This is a genomic window from Bacillus thuringiensis, assembly GCF_001182785.1.
Classification (GTDB): domain Bacteria; phylum Bacillota; class Bacilli; order Bacillales; family Bacillaceae_G; genus Bacillus_A; species Bacillus_A thuringiensis_S.
In genome coordinates, this window is the sequence record NZ_CP012099.1 from 4,186,029 (window position 1) to 4,199,270 (window position 13,242).

Consider the following 13,242-nt stretch of genomic DNA (forward strand, 5'->3'; position numbering starts at 1 on the left):
TCACTCCATTTCCCTCATAGCATTCCTCACTTTCTCCCTACAATATGTGAAAAATATCGATTCGACATAATCAGAAAAAATTTCCCAAGAAATTTTCAATCCATAGAGGATTGGTATGAATTATGTCGAAAGTATAGTTTAGCCAACATTTATATTTATAATTTCCAACTAAAATGCAAGATTTTATTTCTGAATATTGGCACTTTTTATTAGGGGGAGTATCAATGAAAAAAACTACATCTACACTATTAAGCATGGCGCTTGTCTTTTCTAGTTTTGGAGCTTTAAGCGCTCATGCTGAATCACTACAAAAGGAGAAGCAATTTAGTCCACAATTAAAAACAACGATTGAACAGTGGGGAGAACATAAAATTGCTCAAAATATTGAAACGAAAACAACAAAAGAAATATCAGTAATTGTAGAATTGCAACATGCACCTCTCGCTGCTCAAAGTAATATTCAGCATGCTCCAGATTTACAAAATAGTAATGCGCAGTCTTATCATGCTGAGCTAAAAAAAGCACAAGAAGATACGACTAAGAAAATAAAAGAAAAAGCACCTGGTGCAAAAATTAAAGAAGTGTATAATACGTTATTTTCCGGATTCTCTATTTCAGTTCCTGGAGATCAAATTACCTCTCTTGCCTCTTTACCTGAAGTAAAAGCAGTCTATCCGAACTTAACATATAAATTGCATGAAACATCAAAAAGTACTACTAACGAAGAAGCACCAAATATCGGTGGACCGACAATTGGTGCACCTGAAGCGTGGAATTTAAAAGATCCATCTGGCAAACCGCTTGATGGAAAAGGCATGAAAGTAGCCATTATCGACTCTGGCGTAGACTATACACACCCTGACTTAAAGGCAAATTATATCGGTGGGTATGACACGGTTGATGAAGATAACGATCCAATGGATGGTAACGTACATGGTACTCATGTAGCTGGAATTATTGCGGGTAACGGAAAAATTAAAGGCGTTGCTCCAAACGCTTCTATTCTAGCCTATCGTGTAATGAATGACGGTGGAACTGGTACAACAGATGATATTATCCAAGGGATTGAGCGAGCGATTCAAGATGGTGCGGATGTGTTAAACCTCTCCCTTGGGCAGGATTTAAATGTACCTGATCAGCCTGTAACATTAACGTTAGAACGAGCAGCGAAACTTGGTGTTACTGCTGTCGTTTCAAATGGAAATGACGGACCAAAACCTTGGTCTGTTGATGCTCCCGGTAACGCAAGTAGTGTCATTTCTGTTGGAGCATCTACGGTTTCTATCCCGTTTCCAACATTCCAAGTAGCTGGTTCCAGCAAAACATATCAAGGATTACCGTTATCAAAATCCGATTTCCCAATAGGGAATGATTCCCCTCTTGTATACGTTGGTTATGGCAATCCAAGTGATTATGCAAAACAAGATGTGAAAGGGAAATTCGCACTTATTTTACAAGGTACTTCTAGTACATTAGTAAAAGCAGAACAAGCGAAGCAAGCTGGGGCACTTGGTGTATTATTAATCTCTAGCGAAAAAGAAATTAATATGATGCCGGAATATTTTTCACGTGAAAATCTTGCTGTCCCAGTAATGCAATTATCAAATACAAATGGGGAAGAATTAAAAACTTTAATTGCAAAACGAAAGAAAAATATAAAAATTGGACAACCAAAGCAAACAGAACTTATCGGTAACTTTAGTTCAAGAGGACCATCACAAGGAAGTTGGCTAATAAAGCCTGATGTTGTTGCACCTGGAGTACAAATTACTAGTACAGTACCGCGAGGCGGCTATGAATCGCATAACGGAACAAGTATGGCTGCTCCGCAAGTAGCTGGAGCGGTTGCCCTCTTGCGTCAAATGCATCCTGATTGGACGACAGAACAATTGAAAGCGGCTCTTGCTAACAATGCAAAAACATTACATGATGTCAATGAAAATACATACCTTGTTATGGCACAAGGATCTGGTTTAATTAACATTCCGAAAGCAGCTCAAACAAATGTATTAGTAAAACCTAACAATGTCAGCTTTGGTCTTATTAAGCCAAATAGCGGAAAAGTAAAACTGACGCAAAATGTTACATTACAAAACCTTTCTAGTAAAAAGAAAAGTTTTTCAACTCGTGTGGAATTACTAGATGCAAACACAAAAACAAAAGTAAGAGCTTCTGTCCCTTCATCGATTAGCATACAACCGAATAGTAGTACCGAAAAACCATTTACTATCACTGTGGATAGCTCACTACCACAAGGTGTGTATACTGGAAATGTATATGTAAAAGAACAAGGGGCAAAAGAAGAAATTCGAATTCCATTCACATTTAGTATCGATCCTAAAGATTATAAACGTATCGATGGACTTGAAATTATTAATTCTACTTTTAGCCCAAATGGCGACCACGTACTAGATGATAATCTCATCAACTACTATTTAGTTGCGCCTGTGGATGATGTAACATTGCATGCAAATTTAGTTTCGAAAGAACGTGTAACGTATCAAGGGATTATCCATCAAGCTAAAAATGCAACTCCTGGATACAAACCTTTCAAATGGAATGGTACAAAAGCAGATGGCACTCCTTTAGCTGACGGGCTATATCAAATCGAAGCAGTTGCTTCTAATTCTGGCGGAGAAACAAAACAAACAGCTGCTGTATTTCTTGATCGAACTGCACCTAAGTTAACATACGAAGTTGACCAAGAAAATCTCGTAATTAGAGGAAAAGTTGATGATATTCTACTGGATTGGATGTCAGAATCTGGTTGGATAGCACCTGGGATTCCAGTGAGAATGCAATATGAAATTAACGGAAATGGTGTATGGGACCAGGCATTCCTGAACCCTTGGGAGAAAAGCTATGACATTTATTTCGATCGTACTCAATTACAAGAAGGAAAAAATACTATTCACATTGTAGCAACTGATGCAGCTGGCAATACCTCTAATTTAAATGTTAATTTAGAAGTGAAATAAAGTGAAACTTTAATCAGTGGAGATTTTGTTCATCCCCACTGATTATTAGCCTTCACCAATCGGGGGTTACGGGCAGTTTGTCTCCATCTCACTTCTTTACTCCCACCGAATTTTTAGGTAAGAATTTTACTGCTCATTAACACGGGATAAAAAATTTTTGTTGACAATTTTTTTAATATAGTTTTATAATACAAAACATAGTTTAGTTGAACGAATTATATATCGGCTTTGAAGGAATACTAGTAGCGACTTATATCACTGTCTCAGAGAACTGATGGTTGGTGCGAATCAGTACATATACAAGCGTGAATTACAATTCTGGAGCTTCTTTCCCGTAATGCTTTTTATGCATGAAGAGAAAGACGGATCTTTCCGTTATCGTAAAGTGAGTGGTAAACAATTACTTGTTTACAAATAGGGTGGTACCGCGATTTTTATCGTCCCTATCGGATTTTCCGATAGGGACTTTTTTGCGTCCATCCCCTTATACAATTTCATATATACGCGTTGAAAGAATCGCAGTAGTATCTTATATCCCTGTTACAGAGAGCTAATGGTCGGTGGAAATTAGCACATATATAAGTATGAATTACAATTCTGGAGCTTCTTTTTCGTAGTGCTTTTATGCATGAAGGAAAAGACGGAATTTTTCCGTTATCATTAATTGAGATGTAAGTATATTTTCACTTACAAATAGGGTGGTACCGCGATTCTTTCGCCCCTATCGGATTTTCCGATAGGGGCTTTTTCTATTTCTCACAGAAACAGATGTTAAATAATTCCGAATCTTATGATAAAATTTTATAAGCGCTTACAAAAATGAAAGGAGGTGATACAAGCTATACGAAATCGATATTCAATTTTATTGAAAAAAAGGAGGATGTCTTAATGACAAAGAAAACAGAAATTCCATCGCATTTAAAACCATTCGTATCCACACAACATTATGATCAATACACACCGGTGAATCACGCTGTGTGGCGTTATATTATGAGACAAAATCATAGTTTCTTAAAAGACGTTGCTCATCCAGCCTATGTGAACGGACTACAATCATCTGGTATTAATATAGATGCAATTCCAAAAGTAGAAGAAATGAATGAGTGTTTGGCTCCAAGTGGCTGGGGCGCTGTAACGATTGACGGACTTATTCCCGGCGTAGCATTCTTCGATTTTCAAGGACATGGATTACTACCGATTGCAACAGATATTCGGAAAGTAGAAAATATCGAGTACACACCAGCTCCAGATATCGTACACGAAGCCGCAGGACACGCACCGATTTTACTTGATTCTACATATGCAAAATATGTGAAACGTTTTGGGCAAATTGGTGCAAGAGCTTTCTCTACAAAAGAAGAACATGATGCATTTGAAGCTGTTCGTACATTAACGATAGTAAAAGAAAGCCCTACTTCTACTCCTGATGAAGTTAAGGCTGCTGAAAATGCTGTAATTGAAAAACAAAACTTAGTTTCTGGTTTATCAGAAGCTGAACAAATTTCACGTCTTTTCTGGTGGACAGTAGAATATGGATTGATCGGAAATATAGATGATCCAAAGATATATGGTGCTGGTCTCCTTTCTTCTGTTGGCGAAAGCAAACATTGCTTAACAGACGCTGTAGAAAAGGTTCCATTTTCTATCGAAGCATGTACAGGGACAACTTATGACGTAACAAAAATGCAACCACAACTATTTGTTTGTGAATCCTTTGAAGAATTAACAGATGCGCTTGAAATATTTTCTAAAACAATGGCCTTTAAAACAGGTGGAAAAGAAGGTTTAGAAAAAGCAATTCGCTCTGAGAACTATGCAACTGCTGAGCTAAATAGTGGATTACAAATTACAGGTACATTTAGCGAGACAATTGAAAACGATACAGGTGAATTAATTTACATGCGCACAAATTCGCCAACGGCATTAGCGCTTCATAATAAACAGCTAGCGAATCATTCTACTTCTGTACACAGTGACGGATTTGGAACACCGATTGGATTACTCACTGAAAATATTGCATTAGAAAATTGTACAGACGAACAACTACAATCATTAGGAATTACAATTGGAAATATCGCTGCGCTTACTTTTGCAAGTGGTATTCATGTAAAAGGAACAGTAACAGATATTGTAAAAAACGATAAGAAAATTGCTCTTATTTCCTTTATCGATTGCACAGTTACTTATAACGCCCGCGTTTTATTTGATGCTTCATGGGGCGCATTTGATATGGCTGTTGGCTCACAAATCACTTCAGTATTCCCAGGTGCCGCAGATGCCGCAGCATTTTTCCCAATGGATGAAGAAGTTCAAGAAATTCCTGCTCCACTTGTACTGAATGAACTTGAACGTATGTATCAAACAGTTCGAGATATTCGAAATGAGGGGATTTTACACGACGCGCATATCGATCAATTAGTAGCAATTCAAGAAGTATTAAATAAATTTTATGCGAAAGAATGGTTGCTGCGCCTTGAAGTATTAGAGTTACTTTTAGAGCATAACAAAGGGCATGAAACATCGGCAGCATTACTACATCAACTTTCTACTTTCACAACTGACGAAGCTGTAACACGCCTTATTAACAATGGTCTTGCGTTACTTCCAGTAAAGGATGTGAAAAATGATGCTACGATTAACTGAAGAAGAAGTTCACGAGGAATTATTGAAGGTAGATAAATGGATGGTAAAAGATGAGAAATGGATTGAACGAAAATATATGTTTTCCGACTACTTAAAAGGAGTCGAATTTGTCTCTGTAGCCGCCAAACTATCAGAAGAACATAATCACCATCCATTTATCCTTATCCAGTATAAAGCAGTTATTATTACTTTGTCATCTTGGAATGCAAAAGGTTTAACGAAACTAGATTTTGAGCTTGCAAAGCAATTTGATGAACTATTTTTACAAAACGAAAAAGCAATTATAAGAAAATAAAAAAGAGAAGCCTTTTTAGGCTTCTCCTTTTATTTTGAAATGGATACAATGTCCAAATGGATCCTCGACTTGTAATATTCCATCTTTGTACGTAGCAATCTTGCCAATATTTTTTAAGCTTTCACATACTTGCTCTTTTTGTTTTTCATTCGCTAGTACAACTGTGAAATATTTTAAACCAACAGAACCTGGCATTTGCGGTGGTACCCCTTCACCTTGCCATGTATTTAAACCGATATGGTGATGATAACCACCTGCAGATACGAACAACGCTCCATTACGAGCTGGGATCGTTACTTCAAAACCAAGACCATCAACATAGAAACGTTTAGCTTCCTCTAAATCAGCTACATGGAAATGAATATGCCCCATCACAGTACCAGCTGGAAAGCCATTCCATGTACTTCCTTGCTGTAATAATTCTTCACCAGCTAACGGGTTACTAACAAATGGTAGTTCTCCATTCTCATCACGCCAAACTTCTTTTTGTCGATCATGATAAATTTCAATCCCGTTTCCATCTGGATCAGCTAAATAAAGAGCTTCACTAAAGTAATGATCGGCTCCACCATGTAGTGGATATACCATCTCTACAAGATGACGAAGAACATTCGCTAAATCCTGTCTACTTGGTAATAAAATTGCGTAATGATATAACCCTGTTCTTCCTCTTTGCTTCGGAAAAGCTTCTTTCTTTTCTTCAATGATAAGAAGTGGTTCATCATTTTCATTCCCAAATGTAACGACTGCTGCTTCTTCTTTTAGCACCTTCATACTTAGTACTTCCGTATAAAACTCTAGTGATTTCTTTACATTAGATACGTATAAATGAACAACATCAAGTGTTGTATCGGGATGAAGTTGAAAACTCATCTTGTTAGCCCCCCATTTAAATTAGTTCTTCTTTGACATTTTTTCTTTTAAAAAATTATCTACAAAACCATCAGCCTTTGCAACAAATAAGTATGCACCCATTGCTAATAATGCAAGTTCTAATTCGAAACCAGGATTTTTTCCATCTCCCAATAAGCCAGCTGACCATTTCACTTTTACAATTGCTCCAACCATAACAAGTGCAAATAATAATCCAATATATCTTACCCCTAAACCTAGAATTAATAATAGGCCTCCAACTAATTCAAACGTTGCTACACCGTATGCAAGTCCTCCTGGTAAACCAATGCTTGTAAACCACCCTGCAATATTGTCAATTCCTGATTGGAATTTTGTTAAACCGTGCATGAAGAATGTTACCCCTAACACGATACGAATAATTAAGTTACCAATATGTTGATTCATTTCATTCTCTCCTTTATAGTTTTCTTATACAAAACTTTTATTTATATTACAAAACATACACTAATTTTTTTTATTCGTCAATTCATTTTCACTGGGAAAAAATATATTTTTTTTGCTATGATACAAATAGTTGTTTACAAAAAGGAGCTTGATTTTATGAATATTGGTTCTGCAATACGTGAAATTCGTCAACGTAGAGGCATAACAATCGCACAAATTTGCGAGGGAACAGGTCTTTCTAAAGGATTTATGAGTCAGGTTGAAAATAATAAAACATCACCATCTATCTCAACTTTAGAAACGATCTCCAATTTTTTAAACGTTCCCCTTCCCTATTTATTGTTAGAGCAAAAAGATCGATTAAAAATTGTCAAAAAAGAAGAACGGAAATACAGTGTATACGGCAAAGATGAGCAAAGAATTGAACATGTTGCGGAGCAAGGGGGGCTTCGCCTATCTTTAGTAGAAATCCCTACTGGATTCCCGAAAGAAAACTCACCAAATGCCCATGAAGGGGAAGAATGTCACCTTGTATTACGCGGAAAACTAGAAGTTCAGCACGGTGAAGATATTGCAATTGTAGAAGAAGGTGATTCTTTCTCATGGAATGCATGCGTTCCTCATATTGTTCGTAATATAGGAGAAGAAACTGCATTATTACTCATCTCTAGTTATGCGGAAAACCGAAAACGTGTTTACTAAATAATAAAAAAGAAGCCTGTTAAACAGGCTTCTTTTTTATCCCCTTATAATTCCATAACTTGTCCCAACTAGTACTGTCTTTTCATCCTGATTGCGATAAACTGACTCGATTGAAACTTTTTTATAACCTTCCATTTGCTCAACATTTGTTAACGTTAGTTCACAAGTGATCGTATCTCCTGTGAAAACTGGTCTAATAAACTCACTTACTAATTCTCTTGCTATGTAATGTAACTCTTCTCCCACTTTCGTCCCAATGCTAGCAGTCAATAAACCATGAACCATTAATCTTCCGTTTTCATCGTATTCCACATGGTGTCTACCTTTATCACCGGTAATATTTGCAAATTCAAAAACTTCTTCCTCAGTAAATCTTCTTTCATATTTAAATACATCCCCAACTTTTATACTCATTTTTATCCCCCTAATAATAAACAGAATTTTCTTTTATTTTATCATAAAAAGAGCCTCAATCCATTCTCTATTATCAAAAGTTTCAAAATTACCTCGCTATATTTTTTCTTTTCCTTCATTTATCGGTGACCATCTCTTTTCGCGACTTGATATCCATAATACGCACATGTTCCATTTCTCGATAGCTCTCTAACTTCAAATCCACAGCTTCTATAAAAATCAAAATTGTTCGCTGATGTATGTGCAAACCAATCACCGTGGGGAAGTTTTTGCAAGCAAAGAGCTACAAGCTTCTTACCTAATCCCTTCCCTCTATATTCACACTTCACAACTAAATTTACTATGTTCGCGATCATAATTCCATCAGAAATGACTCTAACCATCGCAATCATCTCTTCCTCATCCCAAATTGTGAAAGCCCATGTTGAATTTTCGAATGCTATCGTAAATTTTTCAATTTGCCACGAAGGGATATTATCATTACTCCAACCGGCATCTTCAAACAAAGCTTTAATTGCATATGCTGGTACACTACTCGTTCCCTCACGAATAATAAGTCCATTATGATAAATGTACATGTAACCCCTCCCTTTATTTTCATATACCATTCTTCAAAAAATGTAATTTACCTTTAAAAAAGTAATTTTTTCATCCAACACGCTTAATAGAATAAACTAGAACATCGATTCCATGAAATGACGTTGTTTTCTCATAGCTGAGCCCTGTTTTTCTAGCAACAAATATTGAGGCCGGATGATTCGGATTAATAAGAGAAATTAATTTATTCATTCGTAATGCTTGGAAACCATAGTCACGAAATGCTGCCGCCGCTTCTTTTGCATACCCTTTTCCCCAATACTGAGGAAGTAACCAATAACCAATTTCAATTTCCTCTTTTCCATCTATCTTCTGCTGTATCAGCCCTGCATGACCAATTCTTGTTCCCGTTTCCTTTTCAATCAATACAAATAAACCGAGACCGTTTTTATAGCTAGGAATCACCCATTCCTCCAGACTTTTTTTACACTGTATATATGTTTTTAACGTCCCATTTCCAATATAGCGCATTACCTTCTCGTTCCCCCATAGTGAAGCGTAGAACTGTAAATCATCCATTGTATATTTGCGAATTTGTAAACGTTCTGTATGAAACATGCTGGCACTCCTTTCCACTAATTTGTTCTTAATTTCACGATCATGTTTTGTATGTATACGAAATGTTACTATCTATTATAAAGTGAAACTTTAATTAGTGGGGAATTTTGTTCATCCCCACTGATTATTAGCCTTCACCAATCGGGCATTTACGGGCAGTGGATCTCCCGTCTAACTTCTTTACTTTAGCTGAATTTTTAGGCGGGTGTCTTACTGCCTGGAAAATAGCGGGATAAATGAACCAACATAAAAACACGGAATTTTCATTCTTATAAACCTAAAAAAAGCAGTAGACAAATATTGTCTACCGCATCCATATCATAACTAGCATAAAGAAAACTACAATTGAGGGGGGTGTAGGATTTTCAAATATACTAGATACTTATCCCGTTCTAACGGGCGGTAAACTTTCCAATTGTTTCAAGTGAAAAGTTTACCGCACATAAGAACTTCATTCATTAAGATAGTATTGCTAAATAATCATATACACGCTTAGATTTCTCTCCACCCATTCGTGCATGCTGAAGAAGAGAAATACCATGAGGACCAGATGCATGCAATGCTTCTGGTTGAGCTACTAAAATAGCTTGTACAATTTCTAATTCACCAAGCATAGCTGCTGCAAAAATATCCATCCGAGCACCCTTTTCTAGTAAATAAAGAGCAATATCTTTACGACCTACATGTGCCGATGCCCCTAACGCACTTTCCCAATCTGATCCACCCCAATTATAAGAGGCGTGAAGTAAGCTTGGCGATTCAGCCAATAGCTCTTGTACTTTCTCTAAATCCCCGTGAGCTGCCATAACAAATTCTCTTACTAATTCAGTGGTAATACGCTCTTCTGTTTGCATCGCTCTTCTCCCCTTTTAGAAATTCGTTTCGGTGTAAAAAACGGCTTGTCATTTCCTTGAAAAATATCTACATCTATGCCAAATACATGTTGAAACATTTCATGGCATAGTACTTCTTCTGGTATACCATCATACTGAATCTTTCCTCGCTTTAATACAAGTAAACGATCGCTATATTGAGCAGCTTGGTTAATGTCATGTAAAACCATTATAATCGTCATTCCAAACTCCTCATTTAATCGTTTCACAAGTTCCATTACTTCCAACTGGTGAACGATATCTAAAAAGGTTGTTGGTTCATCCAATAATAAGACATTTGTACGTTGCGCTAGCGTCATCGCAATCCAAGCACGTTGCCGTTCCCCTCCTGATAAAGAATGTAAAAGACGATATTCATACCCTTCAAGATTTGTAACAGACAATGCCCAATCAACAATTTCTTCATCTTCTTTATTTAAGCGGCTACTCCATGATTTATGTGGACCTCTTCCGAACTCAATTAGTTCTTTCACTGTCAAATCTAATTGATGATCATGCATTTGTGGTAACATCGCTAATTGCTTCGCTACATCAGCACTCTTCATCATATGAATATTTTTCCCATCTAAAATGATGTCCCCTTCGCTTTGTTTCAGTAGCCTTGCTATTAAACGAAGCAAAGTAGATTTTCCCGATCCATTCGGACCAATTAAACTAACGATTTCTCCAGCCTTAATATGTACATTCATATTTTGCATTTGAAATCTTTCAGAGTGTGCATAAAACACTTTGTTAACGGAAATCACGTTGTTTTCCTCCTCTATGAATTAAATATAAGAAGAAAGGACCACCTAAGAAGGACAGTAAAATACCAACAGGCAATTCGATTGGGTCAAACCAACTTCGAGCTATTGCATCCGCAAAAACAAGTAATACCCCGCCGCCAAGGCATGATAAAGGTAGCAAATATCTATAATCATTTCCAACTAATAAACGTAGCATATGTGGTACGACAAGACCGACAAATCCAATAAGACCAGACACACTTACTGCAATTCCAGCTAATAATGTACTTACTACGATTAAATAAAACCGACTTTTTTCCACATTATGTCCTAATAGTTTTGCCATTTCATCTCCAAGCATTAACACTCGAATATGCTTAATACCAAAGAAAGCTAATATAATGGCGAATATTGCATAATAAATAATCATGTTTAAATGTGCCCAACTTACACCACCAATGCCGCCCGCTAGCCACGGTAACACGGATTGTACTTTGTCACTATGTAATAACATTAAAGCTGACGTTGCTGCACCAATTAATGCATTGATTGACACTCCTACTAAGACGATTCTTGAAGGTGGTGCCCCTTTTTGCCATGATAAAGCATAAATAACCATTGCTGTTATGAAAGCTCCTAAAAACGCCCCTAGTGGTAAAAAAGCTAGATGCTGTGGGAATAAAATCATGATGACAATTGCTACAAGACCTGCCCCAGATGAAACCCCAATAATACCAGGATCTGCAAGAGGGTTTCTCATAACCCCTTGCAACAGTGTACCAGATGCAGCTAAACATGTTCCTACTATAAACCCAACGAGAACTCTCGGTATGCGAAGATCCCATACAATTCGATGAACTGTCGAACCTTCATCTTGTATACCTGTTAGAATGTCTCGTACAGAAAAAGATAAACTTCCTGCGAAAAGTCCGTAAAAGAGGCCTAGAATTGTTAATACAACTAAAGTAACTGCTATTATCCATCTTTTTTTCGCAAAAGGATGTTCCTTTTCTCTTACTACTTCACTACTTTCCATACGTATCATTTCCTTACATCTTGTATACTTTTATACATAAAGTCCATTGCTTCTGTAACTTTTGTCCCAGGATTAGATCCAAATAAATCAGGTGGCAAAATAACTACGCGGTTTTGTTTTACTGCATCTAAATTTTTCCACGCTTCATTTTTCATCATTTCGCCTTCGAATGCTTTTTTCACACTTTTTGGATCTCCGTGTGTAATTAAATAAATGACATCTGGATTCGCCTCAATAATACGTTCTACACTTAGCTGTGCATATTGCGGATATTCTTTCGTTTCTGGAAAATCAGAAGCAATATTTTTCCCGCCTGTTTTTTCTAAAACATCACCTGATAAAGATGTTGGTAATGCCGCTAAATAAGTACCTGGTGCGCCATACACTAGCAATGCTTTCACATCGCTCTTTTTGTCATATTTCTTCATTTGATCATTGATTTTTTGATTAAGTTCTTTTGCTTTATCTTCTTTCTTCATTACCGTTCCATATAATTCAATATTCTTTTGAATATCTTGTACAGAATTCGCAGAAGAAATGATTACTTTCGTTCCCTGTCCTTCAACCGTTGGCACATTCTTTTGGAATCCATTGTTAGCAACAAGTACATCGGGCTTTAAACTAGCAATTTGCTCAAAGTTCGGTTGATGTGCATTCCCGATTACTTTTGCTTTCTTTAACTCCTCTGGAAGAGTTAATTTCGTATCCGGACGACCTACTACTTTTCCACCTAAAGCATGAATAATATCCATGTCTCCCATACTTAATGTTGCAAAACTTTCTGGTACTTTATCGAATGTTACCTTTCTCCCTGACAGGTCGGTAATTTCGATTTTTTCTTTTTCTATTTTGGTTGCAGACGCTTTTTCGTCCCCTTTGGCACTGCAACCTATTAACAAGAAAAAAATAGATAAAATCGCTGTAAATAGCGTAATAGACTTTTTCATTCCTTCACCTCTAATTGATAATGATAATCATTAACCACTATTCTACTTTAATTGATAAGGATTATCATTGTCAACATGAAACGCATACATTTTTCTACAAAAAACAAAAAGCGCGACAAAAAGATTCTTTCTTTTCGCCGCGCTCTAGTTAACAA

13 protein-coding genes and 2 other annotated features are annotated in these 13,242 nt (G+C 36.7%); of the genes, 4 read left to right on the top strand and 9 right to left on the bottom strand.

All coding sequences use genetic code 11. The features are described 5' to 3' along the window. The first annotated feature begins 224 nt into the window (after positions 1–224). From AC241_RS21605 to AC241_RS21615, 3 genes are all read left to right on the top strand, one after another. Positions 225–2,978: a S8 family peptidase gene (locus tag AC241_RS21605; protein ID WP_050844538.1), complete on the top strand. Its 2,754-nt coding sequence runs from the start codon at positions 225–227 to the stop codon at positions 2,976–2,978. Positions 2,979–3,197: 219 nt separating this feature from the next. Beyond that, positions 3,198–3,426: a binding site (T-box leader), on the top strand. 50 nt (positions 3,427–3,476) lie between these two features. Beyond that, positions 3,477–3,704 (top strand) — a binding site (T-box leader). 162 nt (positions 3,705–3,866) lie between these two features. Further along, positions 3,867–5,621 (top strand): aromatic amino acid hydroxylase, encoded by a 1,755-nt coding sequence (locus AC241_RS21610; RefSeq protein ID WP_043936215.1) that lies wholly within the window; start codon positions 3,867–3,869, stop codon positions 5,619–5,621. Then, positions 5,602–5,916 (top strand): 4a-hydroxytetrahydrobiopterin dehydratase, encoded by a 315-nt coding sequence (locus tag AC241_RS21615; protein ID WP_016080229.1) that lies wholly within the window; start codon positions 5,602–5,604, stop codon positions 5,914–5,916. The genes AC241_RS21610 and AC241_RS21615 overlap by 20 nt, the downstream gene beginning before the upstream one ends. 15 nt (positions 5,917–5,931) lie before the next feature. On the opposite strand, the gene AC241_RS21620 is transcribed toward AC241_RS21615, so the two are convergent. Both AC241_RS21620 and AC241_RS21625 read right to left on the bottom strand, forming a co-directional pair. Further along, the gene (locus tag AC241_RS21620; RefSeq protein WP_016080228.1) at positions 5,932–6,789 is read right to left on the bottom strand and encodes a VOC family protein; all 858 of its coding nucleotides are present in this window, start codon (positions 6,787–6,789) and stop codon (positions 5,932–5,934) included. 21 nt (positions 6,790–6,810) lie between these two features. Next, a complete protein-coding gene (locus AC241_RS21625; RefSeq protein ID WP_001071553.1) occupies positions 6,811–7,215 on the bottom strand; it encodes a DoxX family protein in 405 nt (134 codons plus the stop codon). A gap of 156 nt (positions 7,216–7,371) precedes the next feature. On the opposite strand from AC241_RS21625, the gene AC241_RS21630 reads away from it, so the two are divergent. Then, complete coding sequence (locus AC241_RS21630; protein WP_001020693.1) at positions 7,372–7,917, top strand: helix-turn-helix domain-containing protein; 546 nt, start codon at positions 7,372–7,374, stop codon at positions 7,915–7,917. Between the two features lie 36 nt (positions 7,918–7,953). Here AC241_RS21630 and AC241_RS21635 read toward each other — a convergent pair whose 3' ends face one another. The 7 genes from AC241_RS21635 to AC241_RS21665 all read right to left on the bottom strand — a co-directional run bounded on the left by AC241_RS21635 (position 7,954) and on the right by AC241_RS21665 (position 13,087). Continuing rightward, positions 7,954–8,331, bottom strand: a complete 378-nt coding sequence (locus AC241_RS21635) for a hotdog family protein (RefSeq protein WP_016080227.1) — start codon at positions 8,329–8,331, stop codon at positions 7,954–7,956. A gap of 119 nt (positions 8,332–8,450) precedes the next feature. Then, a complete protein-coding gene (locus AC241_RS21640) occupies positions 8,451–8,909 on the bottom strand; it encodes a GNAT family N-acetyltransferase (RefSeq protein WP_000276126.1) in 459 nt (152 codons plus the stop codon). Between the two features lie 70 nt (positions 8,910–8,979). Continuing rightward, positions 8,980–9,558 (bottom strand): GNAT family N-acetyltransferase, encoded by a 579-nt coding sequence (locus AC241_RS21645; protein ID WP_141542485.1) that lies wholly within the window; start codon positions 9,556–9,558, stop codon positions 8,980–8,982. Positions 9,559–9,944: 386 nt separating this feature from the next. After that, entirely contained in the window at positions 9,945–10,340 is a 396-nt protein-coding gene (locus AC241_RS21650) for an ankyrin repeat domain-containing protein (RefSeq protein ID WP_029443341.1), read from the bottom strand. Then, positions 10,307–11,125, bottom strand: a complete 819-nt coding sequence (locus AC241_RS21655) for an ABC transporter ATP-binding protein (protein ID WP_016080224.1) — start codon at positions 11,123–11,125, stop codon at positions 10,307–10,309. The genes AC241_RS21650 and AC241_RS21655 overlap by 34 nt, the downstream gene beginning before the upstream one ends. Further along, the gene (locus AC241_RS21660; protein WP_002082127.1) at positions 11,112–12,140 is read right to left on the bottom strand and encodes a FecCD family ABC transporter permease; all 1,029 of its coding nucleotides are present in this window, start codon (positions 12,138–12,140) and stop codon (positions 11,112–11,114) included. The genes AC241_RS21655 and AC241_RS21660 overlap by 14 nt, the downstream gene beginning before the upstream one ends. A gap of 5 nt (positions 12,141–12,145) precedes the next feature. Beyond that, positions 12,146–13,087 (bottom strand): ABC transporter substrate-binding protein, encoded by a 942-nt coding sequence (locus AC241_RS21665; RefSeq protein WP_029443342.1) that lies wholly within the window; start codon positions 13,085–13,087, stop codon positions 12,146–12,148. Positions 13,088–13,242: the final 155 nt, after the last annotated feature.